General features: G+C 71.4%; 18 protein-coding genes. 7 read left to right on the forward strand and 11 right to left on the reverse strand.

Going from position 1 to position 15,921, the window contains the following annotated elements:
• Nucleotides 1-4: 4 nt before the first annotated feature.
• Both OG514_RS17590 and OG514_RS17595 read right to left on the reverse strand, forming a co-directional pair.
• Nucleotides 5-424, reverse strand: a complete 420-nt coding sequence (locus OG514_RS17590; protein WP_266895695.1) for a thiol-disulfide oxidoreductase DCC family protein — start codon at nucleotides 422-424, stop codon at nucleotides 5-7.
• A 7-nt stretch (nucleotides 425-431) separates the two neighbouring features.
• Complete coding sequence (locus tag OG514_RS17595) at nucleotides 432-866, reverse strand: hypothetical protein (protein ID WP_266895697.1); 435 nt, start codon at nucleotides 864-866, stop codon at nucleotides 432-434.
• Between the two features lie 137 nt (nucleotides 867-1,003).
• On the opposite strand from OG514_RS17595, the gene OG514_RS17600 reads away from it, so the two are divergent.
• Nucleotides 1,004-1,774, forward strand: coding sequence for an alpha/beta fold hydrolase (locus OG514_RS17600; protein WP_266895699.1), 771 nt, complete (start codon nucleotides 1,004-1,006; stop codon nucleotides 1,772-1,774).
• A gap of 51 nt (nucleotides 1,775-1,825) precedes the next feature.
• Here OG514_RS17600 and OG514_RS17605 read toward each other — a convergent pair whose 3' ends face one another.
• A complete protein-coding gene (locus tag OG514_RS17605) occupies nucleotides 1,826-2,857 on the reverse strand; it encodes a hypothetical protein (RefSeq protein ID WP_266895701.1) in 1,032 nt (343 codons plus the stop codon).
• A 36-nt stretch (nucleotides 2,858-2,893) separates the two neighbouring features.
• The gene (locus OG514_RS17610) at nucleotides 2,894-4,111 is read right to left on the reverse strand and encodes an MFS transporter (RefSeq protein ID WP_266895703.1); all 1,218 of its coding nucleotides are present in this window, start codon (nucleotides 4,109-4,111) and stop codon (nucleotides 2,894-2,896) included.
• Nucleotides 4,112-4,212: 101 nt separating this feature from the next.
• Between OG514_RS17610 and OG514_RS17615 the strand changes: the two genes are divergently transcribed.
• Nucleotides 4,213-4,752, forward strand: coding sequence for a MarR family winged helix-turn-helix transcriptional regulator (locus OG514_RS17615; protein WP_266895705.1), 540 nt, complete (start codon nucleotides 4,213-4,215; stop codon nucleotides 4,750-4,752).
• 73 nt (nucleotides 4,753-4,825) lie between these two features.
• On the opposite strand, the gene OG514_RS17620 is transcribed toward OG514_RS17615, so the two are convergent.
• The 6 genes from OG514_RS17620 to OG514_RS17645 form a co-directional block, all read right to left on the reverse strand.
• On the reverse strand, nucleotides 4,826-5,356 hold the full coding sequence (locus OG514_RS17620) for a hypothetical protein (RefSeq protein WP_266895707.1): 531 nt from the start codon (nucleotides 5,354-5,356) through the stop codon (nucleotides 4,826-4,828).
• An 84-nt stretch (nucleotides 5,357-5,440) separates the two neighbouring features.
• Nucleotides 5,441-6,199 (reverse strand): succinate dehydrogenase iron-sulfur subunit, encoded by a 759-nt coding sequence (locus OG514_RS17625; RefSeq protein WP_266895709.1) that lies wholly within the window; start codon nucleotides 6,197-6,199, stop codon nucleotides 5,441-5,443.
• Nucleotides 6,199-7,953 carry a succinate dehydrogenase flavoprotein subunit gene (gene sdhA, locus OG514_RS17630; RefSeq protein ID WP_266900879.1) on the reverse strand — a complete coding sequence of 585 codons (1,755 nt, stop codon included), beginning with the start codon at nucleotides 7,951-7,953 and terminating at the stop codon, nucleotides 6,199-6,201. Before sdhA ends, OG514_RS17625 begins: the two co-directional genes overlap by 1 nt.
• Before the next feature lie 31 nt (nucleotides 7,954-7,984).
• The gene (locus tag OG514_RS17635; protein WP_266895711.1) at nucleotides 7,985-8,464 is read right to left on the reverse strand and encodes a succinate dehydrogenase hydrophobic membrane anchor subunit; all 480 of its coding nucleotides are present in this window, start codon (nucleotides 8,462-8,464) and stop codon (nucleotides 7,985-7,987) included.
• Between the two features lie 8 nt (nucleotides 8,465-8,472).
• The gene (sdhC, locus tag OG514_RS17640; RefSeq protein WP_015035721.1) at nucleotides 8,473-8,853 is read right to left on the reverse strand and encodes a succinate dehydrogenase, cytochrome b556 subunit; all 381 of its coding nucleotides are present in this window, start codon (nucleotides 8,851-8,853) and stop codon (nucleotides 8,473-8,475) included.
• Between the two features lie 192 nt (nucleotides 8,854-9,045).
• On the reverse strand, nucleotides 9,046-9,558 hold the full coding sequence (locus OG514_RS17645) for a 2-oxo-4-hydroxy-4-carboxy-5-ureidoimidazoline decarboxylase (RefSeq protein WP_266900880.1): 513 nt from the start codon (nucleotides 9,556-9,558) through the stop codon (nucleotides 9,046-9,048).
• Nucleotides 9,559-9,852: 294 nt separating this feature from the next.
• Between OG514_RS17645 and OG514_RS17650 the strand changes: the two genes are divergently transcribed.
• The 3 genes from OG514_RS17650 (at nucleotide 9,853) to OG514_RS17660 (ending at nucleotide 12,844) form a co-directional block, all read left to right on the forward strand.
• Nucleotides 9,853-11,487, forward strand: coding sequence for a glycoside hydrolase family 20 protein (locus OG514_RS17650; protein WP_266895718.1), 1,635 nt, complete (start codon nucleotides 9,853-9,855; stop codon nucleotides 11,485-11,487).
• Between the two features lie 88 nt (nucleotides 11,488-11,575).
• Nucleotides 11,576-12,217: a DUF4328 domain-containing protein gene (locus OG514_RS17655; protein WP_266895720.1), complete on the forward strand. Its 642-nt coding sequence runs from the start codon at nucleotides 11,576-11,578 to the stop codon at nucleotides 12,215-12,217.
• A 66-nt stretch (nucleotides 12,218-12,283) separates the two neighbouring features.
• Nucleotides 12,284-12,844 carry a hypothetical protein gene (locus OG514_RS17660; protein ID WP_266895722.1) on the forward strand — a complete coding sequence of 187 codons (561 nt, stop codon included), beginning with the start codon at nucleotides 12,284-12,286 and terminating at the stop codon, nucleotides 12,842-12,844.
• Between the two features lie 5 nt (nucleotides 12,845-12,849).
• Here OG514_RS17660 and OG514_RS17665 read toward each other — a convergent pair whose 3' ends face one another.
• Entirely contained in the window at nucleotides 12,850-13,593 is a 744-nt protein-coding gene (locus OG514_RS17665; protein ID WP_266895724.1) for a Clp protease N-terminal domain-containing protein, read from the reverse strand.
• 379 nt (nucleotides 13,594-13,972) lie between these two features.
• Here OG514_RS17665 and OG514_RS17670 point away from each other — a divergent pair, with 379 nt between their 5' ends.
• Nucleotides 13,973-14,662, forward strand: coding sequence for an RNA polymerase sigma factor (locus OG514_RS17670; protein WP_266895726.1), 690 nt, complete (start codon nucleotides 13,973-13,975; stop codon nucleotides 14,660-14,662).
• On the forward strand, nucleotides 14,662-15,807 hold the full coding sequence (locus OG514_RS17675; RefSeq protein ID WP_266895728.1) for a hypothetical protein: 1,146 nt from the start codon (nucleotides 14,662-14,664) through the stop codon (nucleotides 15,805-15,807). The genes OG514_RS17670 and OG514_RS17675 overlap by 1 nt, the downstream gene beginning before the upstream one ends.
• The last annotated feature ends 114 nt before the right edge of the window (nucleotides 15,808-15,921 follow it).

Genomic DNA, 15,921 nt, shown 5'->3' on the forward strand with positions numbered 1-15,921 from the left:
GAGCCTAACCGGGCGGACCGGGCACCTCGCAGTGCCCGTCCGCGCAGGACCCGTCCTCCTGCCCCGGTCCCTTGAGGGCCGCGCGCCACTTCGCCGCCGTGAGCACGGTCATCCGGGCGAAGGGCTGCCCGGCAGGCGTGGCCAGCCAGTGGGCCTTGGCCCGGTGGTCGGCCAGCGCCCAGAGGCAGACGATCCAGGCGGAGGTCTCCCGGTAGACCTGGCCCCGGTCCCCGACCACGGTGATCTCCCGCAGGGTCGCGGCGTGGTCGAGGGCCGGGAAGCGGCGCCTGGCCTCCTGCGACCCGGCCGGTACGAGGTCGAGCGGGACGAGCTGCCGCTGGCGCAGCAGCCAGTGCCTGAGGTGCACGCAGAGCGGGCAGTCGGCGTCGTACAGCACGGTCAGTCGTCCCACGGGGGTCGGCACGGCGGGCTCAGCCCTGGGGTGCGGGCGGGGCCCAGGGCCCGGCCTTGGGGGTGTGCGTCCAGCCCTGCGGGCCGACCGGCGGCACCTGCTCGCGCTCCATGACGCCGCGGCGCCGGATCTTGTTGAGGACGTAGACGTTGCCCAGGTGCATGACGCCGAGGACGAGCAGCACGACGCCGAGCTTCACGGAGAGCGCCTCGAAGAGTGCGCGGGCGTCGAGGACGGTGTCGTCCTGGCCCAGGTAGAGGGCGACGAAGCCGAAGTTGACGAGGTAGAAGCCGACCACCAGGAGGTGGTTGACCGCGTCGGCGAGCTTCTCGTTCCCGTGCAGGACGTCCGCGAGGAAGATCCTTCCGTTGCGGCTGAGGGTGCGCGCGACCCAGATGGTCAGGGCCACGCTGATCAGCAGATAGACGATGTACGCGACGACAGTGAGGTCCATGCCCCACCCTCCCTTGAACGCGTTCAAAAGCTGGCAGTGATGACTGTAGACCTCTCTTTGAACGTGTTCAAGTCACTTGGGGAGGTCCGACGGAAACCGGCTGGCCGCCACCCGCCCCGCCACCTAGGGTCGGGCGGATGACGCTCTCCCATGACGTGGCCGGCAACGGCCTCTCGACCGTCCTCCTGCTGCACTCCGGGGTCTGCGACCGCCGAATGTGGGACGGGCAGTTCCACGCCCTCGCCGAGGCCGGGCACCGGGTCGTCCGCTGCGACCTCCGAGGCTTCGGGGACACCCCCGTCGACGCCCCGCACACCCACGCCGACGACGTCCGCGACCTCCTCGACCACCTCGGCGTCGAGCGGGCCGCCGTCGTCGGCTCCTCCTTCGGCGGCGAGGTCGCCCTCGAAGTCGCCGTCCGCCACCCCGGTCACGTCTCCGCCCTCGCCCTGCTCGCCCCCGGGATCCCCGACTTCGAGCCCGGCGAGGAACTGCGGGCCTGGGGCGCGCGCGAGGACGACATGCTCGACGGGGGCGACCTCGACGGCGCCGTCGAACTCAACGTCGACACCTGGCTCGGCCCCGAGGCCGGACCCGAGGCCCGCGCCCTCGTCCGGGAGATGCAGCGGCGCGCCTTCGACGTCCAGCTCGCCGCCCCCGAGGAGTTCGCCCCCGTCGACGCCGGGGTCACCACGGACGACCTCGCCGGGATCGAGGTCCCGGCCCTCGTCGCCATCGGGGCCCACGACCTCCCCGACTTCCGGGCGATCGCCGACACCCTCACCCGTGTCCTGCCCGCCGCCCACCGCGTCGACCTCGACTGGGCCGGACACCTCCCGGCCCTGGAACGCCCGGAGGAGACCGCCCGCCTGCTCGTCACCTTCCTGACGGAGACGGCGAGCCGCTAGGGGGTGTCCGAGGAGTGTCGGGGGGCCGGGGCCGCGGGGATGTCCGGCCGATCAGCCAGGGGAGGCGGCGAGGCTCTCCAGGGCCTTGGCGATCTCCTTGGCCACCGGGCGGTTGCGTACCGTCCCCGACAGCCGGCCGAGCCATCGAGCGGCCTCCTCGCCCCGGTTACCCCCGCACGCGTCACCGAGGGCCGCGACGGCCGCGGTGGCCAGGGGCCTGCTGCGGCAGGCCCCTCCGGAGCCGTCCGGGCCGGTGCCCGCGTGCAGTGCGACGGCCCCCACGAGCGGGACGACCCAGTCGGCGTCGATGTCGGGCGCCGTCCGGAGCAGGCCGCGCACGAGGGACGTGTTGGTGCTCCCCGCGATGCCCCGGGTGGCCATGACCAAGGGGTCGAGGTCGCTCATACGGTGCTCGGGCTGCGCGGAGATGCCCTCAAGAAGGCGCCGCACGACCTCGTCCCCACGCGCGGCCTCCGCGAGCAGGACCGCCGCCCGCCGGCGCCACGTCCGCGTGGGACGCGTTCTGTCGAGGAGGGCGCAGTGCCCGAGGAAGGGCGGCACGCCCGCACCCGTGAGCAGCTCCGCGTGCGCGGCGCGCATCGCCGGGCCGTACGCGTCGAGCCCGTCGAGGAGATGGTGGGGGAGTCTGCCGGGCACGAACGGCGGCTCCCGCCGCAGCAGGGCGTCCATCCGGTCCCGAAGCGCCGCGCCCGCGTCACCCCGCAGGGCGGGCGACGACTCGGCCGTCCGTCGCAGCGAGCCCAGCCGGGCCCGGTCGAACTCCTCGGCCTGCTCGGCCGCCGCGAGCGCGATCGGCACCAAGGTCGGGAATGCGCCCTGGAGTTCGTGCGGTGCGACCTTCGCGTCCTTCCCCACGAGCCGTGCGAGGAGCACGTCCGATTCCTCGGTGCTCCAGTCCAACTCCTGTGCCGAGAGCTCGACGAGGGCCGCGTCCACCCCGCCCCCCGTGCCGCGGCACGCCCGCAGGTGGAGTGCGAGCGCCCGTTCCCGGCGACCCCGCGCGTCCGGGGCGCCGAGCGGCTCCATGGCCGCTCCAGGGCCTTCCGTCGTGTTCTCCGCCATGCCCACGACGGTAGAGGACCCCACCGACAGCGACGCTCACGTCTGGCGCCTGACCCCCGGCACGAGCGCCGTCGCGGCGCAGCAGCCGCCCACGAGCACGGCCGCCACGAGGAGTGGCACCTCGGGGCCCCAGGTCGAGGCCGCGAGCGGGGCCAGTGTGTAGCCCAGGGGCATGGCGGCGAGGGAGAGCAGCCAGTCGTACGAGGTGACCCGGGCCAGCGCGTGGGCGGGGACCGCTCGTTGGACGGCGGTGTCCCACACGGGGGAGAGGAAGCCGAGCCCGGCCTGTGCGAGTCCGTAGGCCGCGATCGTCAGGGGCGCGGGCGCGGCGACCGCGAGCAGGATCAGCGGCAGGGCGTACGTGGCGAGCCCGAGGTTCGCCGTGAGGACCGGGCGTCGGGGGGTGACGCGGTCGGCGAGCAGGGCCCCGAGGAGGTAGCCGACGGCGCCGACCTGGAGCAGGACGACCCAGGTGGTGCCGCCGCCGAGCCGTTGCACGGCGACGGCGGGGCCGAGGGTCATCAGGACGGCCGCGGCGCCGTTCCAGGCGCTGTGGCCGATCAGGCTGGTCCAGTACCAGTCCCGGGAGCGGACCTCCTGCCAGCCTTCGGCGAGGTCGGCGCGGAGCGAGCGGCGCGGGATCGGCACCCGCTTCACCCGTACCGCCGTCAGGATCAGCGCGCTGACGGCGAAGGTCGCCGCGTCGAGGACGAACGCCCAGCCCGGCCCCACGGTCAGGACCAGGGTGCCGGCGAGTGCGGGACCGCCGAGCCGGGTGGCGCTGCGGGCGACGCTCATCGCCGCGTTGGCCCGGTGCAGCGACTCGGCCGCCACCGTCCCCTTCACCAGGGGGGAGTCGGTCGGCATGGCGAAGGCCCCGGCGGCGCCGCCGAGCGCCTCGGCGACGGCGAGGACGGCCAGGCTCGGCGCACCGCCGAGGAGTTGGATCCCGACGAGCAGCTGGGTACCGCAGCGTACGAGATCGGTGGTGAGGGCGACCGTGCGGGCGTCGAAGCGGTCGCCGACCACGCCGCCGAGGGGCAGCAGGAGCAGCTTGGGCACCATCGCGCAGCCGAGGACCAGGGCCAGCGCCGTGGTGGAGCCGGTGGCCTCCAGGACGGCGAGGGCGAGGGCGGCGGGGATCGCCGCGTCGCCGAGGAGGGAGAGGGTGCGGCCGGTGAAGAGCAGCCGGAAGGAGCGGGTGCGCAGGGGGTGCGGGGCAGGTGGGGGCGCCGGGGCGGTGGTAGTGGTCATGACACGCAAGGTATTTCGGTACCGAATAATTCGTCAACGAAATATTCGGAAACGAAAGAACTCGGGGTGGGGGAACGGGGGCGGCGACGTACGATCACCCCATGGCGCAACCCGAGGAGCCGCGTACGCCGAGCGAGCCACGCGACTGGACCGACGACCACGTCGCCCGCTGGCAGCCCGTCCTGCCCGGCCTCGACCCCGTCGTCGAAGGCGCCGTCACCCGGATGAAGAAGCTCTCCGTCCACCTCCGCCGGGTCCGGGAGCAGTCCCTCGTCGACTTCGACCTGGAACGCCACGAGTTCGACACCCTGCACAAGATCGCCGGCCGTGGCGGCAGCGCCGCCCCCTCCGAGCTGGCCCAGGACCTCGACCTGGCCCCGGCTTCCGTCTCCGGCCGCCTGGAGGCCCTGGAGAAGCGCGGATTCGTCCGCCGCACCCAGTCCACCACCGACCGGCGCCGGGTCGTCGTCGAGCTCACCGCCGCCGGCCGCGAGACCTGGCTCGGCGCGATGGACGTCCTCGGCCACGAGGAGTACCGGCTGCTCGGCGTCCTCACCCCCGAGGAGCGCGACCTCCTCAACGACATGCTGCGCCGCGTCATGGTCGAGGCGGAGTCGGCGGAGCCGACCCGCCACTGGTAGCACCGACGCCCCCGAGGGTGCCCGGAAACGCCGAAGGGGCGCCCTCGGGCGCCCCCTCGTCGATGACGACCGCTCACATGCTCAGCGACCGCGCGTAGTTGAGCTGACCCATCACCCAGTTGAAGGTGTCCGGGCCGCGTGCCGGGATCATCGTCGAGTGGTGCCGGCCGCCGCTGGTCACCGTGACCTGGATGAAGCCGGTGGTCGTCTTCTCCTTCATGAGCAGGAACAGCAGACCCAGCAGGCAGAAGATGAAGAAGACGATCGCCAGCACGATCGCGACCGTGGGCATCTTCTCCTCGGTCCGCGACATGTCCGTCGCGTTCCACACGGCACCCTTGAGGGGCATCGCACCGGCGGGCGTGATGATCTGGTCGCCGACCACGGTGATGTCACCCAGGCTCAGCACCGGGGCGCCCCCGTGCTGCTGCGGCACGGGCGGCTGCTGCGGCGGCACCGGCACGCCGCCCGGCAGGGTCGGCTGGTACGCCGGAGTCTGCGGGTACTCCGGAGTGTGCGGGTACCCGTAGGCGGGCGTGCCCGGCTGCTGCTGCCCGGGACCCCACTCGTACTCCTCCGACCGGTAAGGGTTCGGTTCGCTCATCAGTCCCCGTCCTTCACAAAGAAAAAGCCCGCTCCTGCACGCCGCAGCGTACAGAAGCGGGCCGAAACACCGAACCAGGAACGGTCAGAAACGACGCGTGATCAGCGCGCGCTTCACTTCCTGGATCGCCTTGGTGACCTCGATGCCACGCGGGCAGGCGTCCGTGCAGTTGAACGTCGTGCGGCAACGCCACACGCCGTCCTTGTCGTTCAGGATCTCCAGGCGCTGCTCACCGGCCTCGTCACGCGAGTCGAAGATGAAGCGGTGCGCGTTGACGATCGCGGCCGGACCGAAGTACTGGCCGTCGTTCCAGAAGACCGGGCAGGACGACGTGCACGCGGCGCACAGGATGCACTTGGTGGTGTCGTCGAAGCGCTCGCGGTCCTCGGCGGTCTGCAGACGCTCGCGCGTCGGCTCGTTGCCCTTGGTGACCAGGAACGGCATGACGTCCCGGTACGCCTGGAAGAACGGCTCCATGTCGACCACGAGGTCCTTGAGGACCGTGAGGCCCTTGATGGCCTCGACCGTGATCGGCTTCTCGGGGTTGAGGTCCTTGATCAGCGTCTTGCAGGCGAGCCTGTTCTTGCCGTTGATCCGCATCGCGTCCGAGCCGCAGATGCCGTGCGCGCACGAGCGACGGAAGGTCAGCGTGCCGTCGACGTCCCACTTGATCTTGTGGAGGGCGTCGAGCACACGCTCCTTGGGGTCGATCTCGATCTGGAAGTCTTCCCAGACCGACGCGTCCGACACCTCGGGGTTGAAGCGGCGGATCCGCATCGTGACCGTGATGTACGGGGAGGCGGCGGACTCCGCCTCGACCTTGTCCAGTACGGGGGTAGCCATCAGTACTTACGCTCCATCGGCTGGTAGCGGGTCTGGACGACCGGCTTGTAGTCGAGACGGACGGTCTCGGAGCCGTCCTCGCCGACCTCGCGGTACGCCATGGTGTGGCGCATGAAGTTGACGTCGTCGCGGTTCGGGTAGTCCTCGCGGTAGTGACCGCCGCGGGACTCCTTGCGCGCCAGGGCCGAGATGGCCATGACCTCGGCCAGTTCGAGCAGGTTGCCCAGCTCGACGGCCTCCAGGAGGTCCGTGTTGAAGCGCTTGCCCTTGTCCTGGATGGACACGTTCTCGTAGCGCTCGCGCAGTTCGGCGATCTTCTCGACGGCCGTCTTGATGGTCTGCTCCGTACGGAACACCATCACGTTGGCGTCCATCGTCTCCTGGAGCTCACGACGGATGTCGGCCACCCGCTCGTTGCCCGTGGAGTTGCGCAGCTTCTCGATCTGCGAGACGACCAGCGACTCCGGGTTCTCCGGCAGCTCGACGAAGTCGTGCTTGGCGGAGTACTCGGCCGCGGCGATGCCCGAGCGCTTGCCGAAGACGTTGATGTCGAGCAGCGAGTTGGTGCCGAGGCGGTTGGCGCCGTGCACGGAGACACAGGCGACCTCGCCGGCCGCGTACAGGCCCGGGACGACGGTGGTGTTGTCCGAGAGGACCTCACCCTCGACGTTGGTCGGGATGCCGCCCATGGCGTAGTGCGCGGTGGGCTGGATCGGGATCGGGTCCGTGTACGGCTCGATGCCGAGGTACGTACGGGCGAACTCGGTGATGTCCGGGAGCTTGGCGTCGAGCTGCTCCGGCGGAAGGTGCGTCAGGTCCAGGTAGACGTGGTCGCCCTCGGGACCGCAGCCGCGGCCCTCGCGGATCTCCGTGTAGATGGAGCGGGAGACGACGTCACGGGACGCGAGGTCCTTCATGACCGGCGCGTACTTCTCCATGAAGCGCTCGCCGTCCTTGTTGCGGAGGATGCCGCCCTCACCGCGGGCGCCCTCCGTCAGCAGGATGCCCATGCGCCAGATGCCCGTCGGGTGGAACTGGAAGAACTCCATGTCCTCCAGCGGCAGACCGCGGCGGAAGCAGGCCGCCTGGCCGTCACCCGTCAGCGTGTGCGCGTTGGAGGTCACCTTGAAGAACTTGCCCGTGCCGCCGGAGGCGTAGATCACGGCCTTGGCCTGGAAGATGTGGATCTCACCGGTGGCCAGCTCGTACGCGACCACACCGGCGGACTTCTTGACGCCGTCGACCTCGACGATGAGCTGGTCCAGGACGTAGAACTCGTTGAAGAACTCCACGCCCTCCTTGACGCAGTTCTGGTACAGCGTCTGGAGGATCATGTGGCCGGTGCGGTCCGCGGCGTAGCAGGACCGGCGGACCGGGGCCTCGCCGTGGTTGCGGGAGTGACCGCCGAAGCGGCGCTGGTCGATGGTGCCGTTCGGGGTGCGGTTGAACGGCAGGCCCATCTTCTCCAGGTCGAGGACGGCGTCGATGGCCTCCTTCGCCAGGATCTCGGCGGCGTCCTGGTCGACCAGGTAGTCACCGCCCTTGACCGTGTCGAAGGTGTGCCACTCCCAGTTGTCCTCCTCCACGTTCGCCAGCGCGGCGGCCATGCCGCCCTGCGCGGCGCCCGTGTGGGACCGGGTGGGGTAGAGCTTCGTCAGCACGGCGGTGCGGCTGCGCTTCGTCGACTCGATGGCGGCGCGCATGCCGGCGCCACCGGCGCCGACGATGACGGTGTCGTACTTGTGGATCTGGATCTTCATGACGTGGATTACCTCAGCCCCGTGCCTAGCGGATGTTCGGGTCGAAGGTGAAGATCACCAGCGTGCCCAGAAGGATGGTGAACACCGTGGCGGTGTACAGCAGGCCCTTGAGCCACAGGCGCGTGTTGGCCCGCTCCGCGTAGTCGTTGATGACGGTACGGAGGCCGTTGGCGCCGTGCAGCATGGCGAGCCAGAGCATCAGCAGGTCCCAGACCTGCCAGAACGGGGACGCCCAGCGGCCGGCCACGAAGGCGAAGCCGATCTTGGAGACGCCGCCGTCGAGGAAGAGCTGGATCAGCAGGTGGCCGAGGACCAGGACGACGAGGACCACGCCCGAGAGGCGCATGAAGAGCCACGCGGCCATCTCGAAGTTGCCACGGGTCGCGCGCGGGGTCTTGCCGGTGCGCTTGCGCGGGGCCTCGATGAACGGCGCGGGGTTGTCCACGTCGTAGTGGGCGCCGCCCTCGACGGGACCGATCGCGGTGGAGGTGGTGTCAGCAGACATATCTGGCGTCAGCTCCCGAACAGTTCACGTGCGGCGTGGCCGAGGACGGGGTACAGCGAGCCCGCCATCAGCACGACCCAGATGCCCACGACGGTCCAGAGCATCTGCTTCTGGTAGCGCGGGCCCTTGGACCAGAAGTCCACGGCGATGACACGGAGACCGTTCAGCGCGTGGAAGAGGATGGCAGCGACGAGGCCGTACTCAAGGAGAGCGACGATCGGCGTCTTGTAGGTCGCGACGACCTCGTCGTACGCCTCGGGGGAGACGCGGACGAGAGCGGTGTCCAGCACGTGTACGAACAGGAAGAAGAAGATGAGGACGCCGGTGACTCGATGAGCCACCCAGCTCCACATTCCTTCCCGGCCGCGGTACAGCGTTCCAGCCGGCACGGAAAAACCCTCCGGGAGCGGGGATCAGGGTCGGCCGGCTTCTCTGTCGGTCTGACCCGGCCGGGTACGGTCCACCGGCCCCGGTCATCGTAGCGACGACTTGTCGGTTCGCTCGCGCGGGGTCCATCGGTGTGATCAAACAGGCACGGACGGGCTATCGCACAGGCCGGAATCGCCGCATTCCGGACGGAATCACGGGCCGGAGTGTCGCGGTGTGAGGCCCTCCGCGAGGCGGAACGCCAGCCGTGCGCGGGAGAGCCGCCTGAGTTCATCGGTGGCGATCACGCGTTCTTCCTCCGGTTCGTTGCCGAGACGTGACCGAATGCCTGCCAATACCTGGTCGAGACGCTCTCCGGGCCGCACTCCGTCGAGGCTGATCACGAACGCGTGTCCGAAGCTGCTCTCGTACGCGGCATGGGCGGCCCGCAGCGCGGTCCGCGCGGCAGGCGGGGCGTCGGGGTGCGGCAGGGCCGAGGACTCGGCGGCCAGGGCCTCGTCGAGGTCCGCGCGGGACAGGTCGTACCCGGCCTCCTCGGCGGCGGCGAGCAGGGCGTCCACGGTGGGGTACGGACGGTGCGCCGCCACCCGTTCGGCCCAGCGCCGGCTGTGGCAGCAGGAGAGGAGTACGGTCTCGGCCTCGGCGGGCGAGGCCGCGTTGAAGCCCGCGAGCCCATGGAGCTGGGAGCCCCTGTGCTGGGCGGGTATGGCAGACGTGTCCTTGGAGCCCGGTTTGCGGCAGGGGACATGGGTGTCGCTGGTCAGCGTGGGCTCCGGTACTCCGGGACGGGTGGGGCGATCGCGCGGGGGACGGGCGCGATGGGGTGGGTGTGACGCAACGTTACCGACGGGACGAGGGAAGTGTCCGACGGATGCGCGAATTTCACCCGGAAGGGAGAGTTTCGGAACAGGTGATGGACGAAAGGGTTCCGGTCCGCCCGCCGTGATGTCCCGCGATGTCCCCCGATTGGCCGGACCGCCCGCCGTACGGGAGGATTCCGAATGATGCGGTACTCCATACGAGGGCCCCACAAGGGCCCCGCACTTCTGGCGACCGCGGTGGCACTGGCCACCGTGGCGGCCTGCTCCAGCGGTTCACCCTCCGTCTCGGGCACGTCCGCCGCCGCCCCCGCCGACACGTCCTCCGGTACGTCCGCGAGCGCGGCGCCCACCAGCGCGCCGCCCAGCCCGACACCCACACCGACCCGGACCTACCCCCTCTCCACCGCGCCCCGCACCATCCCCGCCGTCCGCGACCACGAGGCCGCCCGCGGCCCCGGCTGGAAGCCCGCGGCCCCCGCCGGCGTCGTCATCGCCGCGAACAGCACGGGCCTCGCCGACGAGGGGAAACTGCTCGCCGGGGAACTCGGCATCCCGTACCGCGGCGCCGTCGCCGCCGGGCCCGGGGACGTCGAGCTGGCCCTCGGCGGGGCCGGCGCCCCCGAGTCGTACACCCTGACCGTCCGCGACAACCGGGTCCGGATCAGCGGCCCCGACGAGGCGGGCGTCTTCTACGGCACCCGCACCCTCAAGCAATCGGTGAAGGGCTCCGGCGCGATGCCCGAGGGCGTCGTCACCGACGCGCCCGCCAAGCCCCAGCGCGGACTGAACGTCGACATCGCCCGCAAGTACTTCACCGCCGGCTGGATCGAGGACCGGCTCCGCGAGATGGCCGACCTCAAGCTCAACCAGTTCGGCCTGCACTTCTCCGACGACCAGGGCTTCCGGATCGCCTCCGACAGCCACCCCGAGATCGTCTCCGCCCAGCACCTCAGCAAGGCCGAGGTGCGCCGGATCCTCGCCCTCGCGCAGAGCCTGCACATCACCGTCGTGCCCGAGATCGACTCGCCCGGACACCTCGGCGCCGTCCTGCGCGCCCACCCGGACCTGCAGCTGCGCAACGTCCAGGGCGTCCCGCGCCAGGGCGCCATCGACATCTCGAAGCCGGCCTCGGCGCGGATCGTCGACGATCTGCTGCGCGAGTACTCCGCGCTCTTCCCCGGCGGCTGGTTCCACGTCGGCGCCGACGAGTACCAGGCGCTGACCGTCCGCAGCCCCTCCACCTCCTACCCGCAGCTCGCCACGGCCGCCCGGCAGAAGTACGGGCCCCAGGCCGGCGTCCAGGACCTGGCGGAGGGCTGGCTGAACGACCGCGCCGCCGTGGTGCGCGCGGCCGGGAAGACGGCCAAGGCCTGGAACGACGGGTTCTTCCGCGGCGGCGTCGTCACCGCCGACCGGCGCATCGAGGTCGAGTACTGGACGGGCAAGGAGATCGGCGCCCGCCCGCCCGCCGAGTACCTGGCCGAGGGCCGCAAGGTCGTGAACCTCAACGACGAGTACCTGTACTACGTCCTTGGCGAGCCGAACCAGTTCACGTACCCCACGGGCCGCCGCATCTACGAGCAGTGGACCCCCCTGGTCCTGCGCGGAACGACATCGGTCGCCGCCCGGTACGCCCCCCAGATCCTGGGCGCCCGGCTCGCGGTCTGGTGCGACCTGTCGGCGGCCCAGACACAGACCCAGGTGGCGGCCGGCATTCGCATGCCGCTGACGGCCCTCGCCCAGAAGGTCTGGGACGCGCGGACCCCGACGCTGACCTGGGAACAGTTCAGGGCGCTGGCGACGCAGGTGCGCTGATCCTCATCGTGGACGCGATCGGTCCGGATCGCGTACGTTCCCCCGGCGGCGGCCACCAGGCCGCCGCATGTTCCTTGGGGGGAACCACATGCTCACGCTCCAAAATCCGAACGGCCTTTCGCGCGCCGTCGTGGCCCTGCTGGCGGGCAACATCGTCTTCGACGTCCTGCTCGGCCTCGCCGACGTCCGTGACCTGGCGGCCGACGAGACGGAGTACTACGACCCGGCCAGGTTCGGGGCGCTCGACCTGAACCTGGCGTACAGCATGTCGTTCACGCTGTACGTGGCGACGGGGATCGTCTTCATCATCTGGTTCTACAGACTGCGGAAGAACGCCGAAGTCTGGGCCGGTGACCTGCAGACCCGGAAGCCGGGCTATGCCATCGGCGGCTGGTTCATTCCGATCGGCAACTTCTGGATCCCGCGAGCGGTCGCCGTGGAGATCTGGCGGGCCAGCCGCTGGGAGCCGTACGCCGCCGACGGCAAGCGGGAGCTGACGCTGCTCAACGGCTGGTGGACGTGCTGGATCGTCGCCACCTTGGTGAACTGGATCTCCGGTCAGATGTACAAGACGGCGGAGACCACCGGCGACTACAACGCCGCGAGCCAGTGGTCCCTCGCGGGCTTTGTCCTCGACATCGCCGCCGCCGTCCTCGCGATCCTTTTCGTACGCCGTCTGACCTCTATGCAGCACGCCAAGGCCACTGGCATGATTCCGGCCGCACAGTGACGAAATAGCGCCCCTCGGCGCAGTAGTGGACGTACTGAGTCCGCATCGGGTGGCAAGGAGGCGTCCATGGCGTCGGCGACTGGCCGGAACCTGCTGGAACTGATCGACGGGGCCGACGAGCGAGGGCTGGCCGCGGCCGGGCTCGCCTGCCTCGACCGCTGCCTCCCGCTGCTCGCCGGCGACCGGGGCGACGCCCTGCGGCCCGCGTGGGCGGCCGTCGCACGCGGCGACGGCGACGCCTGGGGCGAGGCCGTCGCCAAGGCCCGCGTCGAGCTGGACGCCGACGGTACGGAGGACGCCCAGGACGTACGCCGGATGCTGGCGGAGGCCCCGGCCGCCTGGACGGCCGAGGCCCTGCGCGTCTGGGCCGGTGCGTGCTCCGTCACCGCCCTCGCCCTGCACGGGCGGTACGACGCGGCCGAGGCGCCCGACGGTCTCGTCGAGCGCTGCCGCGCCGGGGACGGCGACGGTGCGGGCCCGCTGCTCGCCGGAGAACTCCGCCGCCAGCAGGCCGTCCTCGAATCGGTCGCCCACGGCCCGACCGGTCTGCGCCGGGCCCGTGAACTCTCCGTCGAGGGTGGCCGGGTGCTGCGCGCGGTCGTCTCGCGCCGGGCCCGCACCGCCTGAGGTTCCTAGGAACCCTCCTCCGGGGCCACGATCGTCGCCGAGGCGATCGTCTCGGCGATCTGCTGCTCCGCCGTGACCTTGTCGAGTCCGAGGCCGGTCAGCACGCCCGTACCGTCCTCGTGCTCCAGGAGGGCGAGCAGGATGTGCTCGGTGCCGACGTAGTTGTGGCCGAGGCGCAGTGCCTCGCGGAACGTCAGCTCCAGGACCTTCTTCGCTGCCGTGTCGAACGGGACGAGCGCGGGCATCTCGGCGGCGGCCGGCGGCAGGGTCGCCGTGACGGTCTCACGGACCTGGTCGACGGTCACGCCCTGCGAGGCGATCCAGAGCGCCGCGAGCCCCTCGGGCTCGGCGAGCAGGCCGAGAGTCAGGTGGGCGGGGAGGATCTCGTCGTTCCCGGCGTTCCTGGCCTCGTTCTGGGAGGAGACGACGACGTTCCGCGCCCGGGGGGTGAAGCGGCCGAAACCCGCGCTCGCGTCCATCTTCTCCGCGTCCGGGTCCTTGGGGACGAAACGCTTCTGGGCTGCCTGGCGGGTGACTCCCATGCTGCGGCCGATGTCGGTCCAGGAGGCGCCCGAGCGCCGGGCCTGGTCCACGAAGTGGCCGATGAGGTGGTCGGCGACATCGCCGAGGTGGTCCGCCGCGATGACCGCGTCGGAGAGTTGGTCCAGGGCGTCGGGGTGGACCTTCTTGATCGCGTCGATGAGCTCGTCGAGACGGACAGGGACATTCATGCCGACTGGATTCGTCATGAGGCAACCTTAGGTTGACAGTCGTGGACTGTCAACCGTCGGTTGACACCCTGAAAACGGGGGGAAGCAGGGGAAAAAGGGAGACGGCCGGGGTCGCCACCCCCCACAGGAGAGACCCCGGCCGTCGTCCACGGAGCCGCAGCACGGCTCCGTACTCCTTTCAGCGCCAGGGGTGCGGTTTCTGTCACACCGCGCGCAGCGTGACTTTGCCGGAGGCATCGCGCACACCACCGCTCGAAGGTTGCAAGTTGTACAAAGACCCCGGACCGCGTGGACGCGGCGCCGCGACACGACGTAGCGTGCAGATGCGCGAGGCAGCGTGGCGGTGGTGACCAGCCGCGATGAAGCGACGACGCGACCGACGAACAGGGTTTGGGGAGTGCTGGGGGACGACGCGGAGCTGACGACCGCGGTGCTCGCTGCTCAGGACGGGGACGAGAACGCCTTCCGTACTGTGTATCGCGCCGTGCATCCACGGTTGCTCGGCTACATACGCACACTGGTCGGCGACACCGAGGCCGAGGACGTCGCCTCGGAGGCCTGGCTTCAGATCGCCCGCGACCTCGACCGCTTCGACGGCGACGCGGACCGCTTCCGTGGCTGGGCGGCCCGGATCGCCCGCAACCGCGCCCTCGACCACGTCAGGATGCGCGGCAGGCGCCCCGCCGTCGGCGCCGACGAGACCGAACTCACCGACAAGCCCGCCGCGTCCGACACCGCGGGCGAAGCCCTGGAGGCACTGGCCACCGGCCACACCATGCAATTGATCGCCCAGCTCCCGCAGGACCAGGCCGAGGCCGTCGTCCTGCGCGTCGTCGTCGGCCTCGACGCCAAGACCGCCGCCGACACCCTGGGGAAACGCCCCGGAGCCGTCCGCACCGCCGCCCACCGCGGCCTCAAGAAGCTCGCCGAACTCCTCGGCGTCGACGGCGAGGCGACCGGTCCCGACGGCACCGACGAGGACGTCGTCCCGCTGGACGGTGTGCCTCCGCAACGCGGGCGCGTGCCGGGGTCCGTGACCCCGGGTGGTGTGACGCAATCACGTCCGCGTACGCAGAAGGACATGTGATGGCCGACGAGCGGTACCAGTGGCTCGACCAGGAGGCCGCGGAGCGGCTGCTCCGCGGCGAGCCGGTCGATGCCGTCGACGACCACGCGCGTTCCCAGGCCGAGCGGCTCGCGGGAGCCCTCGACGCGGCTCGCACCCCGGCGGTCCTCCCGGCCGCGCACGCCGAACTTCCGGGCGAGGCCGCCGCGCTCGCCGCCTTCCGCAAGGCCGCCGCCGAGCGCGCCGCCGCCCCCGTCGCCGCGGGGCCGGCCGGCCGCACCGAGCGCGCCGAACTCGGCCGGGTGCGGCTCGCCGCCGTCCCGTCCTCCGCCCCGAGCCGCCGCTGGGGACGTTCCTTCCGGTACGGACTCGCCGCCGCGGTCGCCGCCGTCACCGTCGGAGGGGTCGCCGTCGCCGCGGGAACAGGTGTGCTGCCGATGGTGGGTCCCGCGCCCGCCAGCTCCGTCACGGCGGGGGAGACCACCGACCCGCTCGTCTCGGAGGACCCCGGCATACGCCAGGACCCCGAGACACCCCCGACGCGGCCGGGCGGCGACGACCCCACGCCCGGCGCGTCCCCCACGGCCGGCGATGCCACCGGCACCACGGCACCGCCCACCGGAGGCCCCGACGGCCACGGCACGGAGACCCGGGGACCGGGCACCCCGAAGCCGGGCACGAGCACGCCGGGTGCGAGCACCGACACGACGGGCACGGGGCCGGGCGGTACGAGCAAGGAGAGCGGCGGCACGGGCGGCGACCCGGGCGGTACGAAGTCCTGGGAGAGGGTCGCCAAGGCCTGCCGTGAGTACCGGTCCGGGAAGCTCGACGCGACCGGTCGGCAGGGGCTCATGAACACCCTGCGTGCGGGCGAAACCCTGCGCCGCTACTGCGACCGCATCCTCGGCGGCGCCACGAGCGCGCCCGAAGACGGCGGCAAAGACAGCGGCAAGGACGACTCGAAGGACTCCGACGGCGACGCCAAGGACGACGGCAAGCCCGGCGACGGGCGCGACGGCGACAGGGGCGACTCGGGCGGCGACACCGGTGGCGGCGGCACGGACCGCCGCGACACGGCACTGCCCTCGGCCCCGGATTCCGCCCGGCTCACCGCCGTACTCCCCCTCGGGATCGGCGTCACCGCACGCGTTCCGCTCCCGGTGTAACACTTCTCGGCCCGTCGGCGCAGTACAGAGTGAGCCGACTGGTCATCGGCCGCGCAGTGAGCCGGGGTTCCCCCCGTACCTACGGCTCCGCGCACTCGGCGCGGGTGGGGCACG

This window comes from Streptomyces sp. NBC_00572, from assembly GCF_026341815.1.
GTDB lineage: Bacteria > Actinomycetota > Actinomycetes > Streptomycetales > Streptomycetaceae > Streptomyces.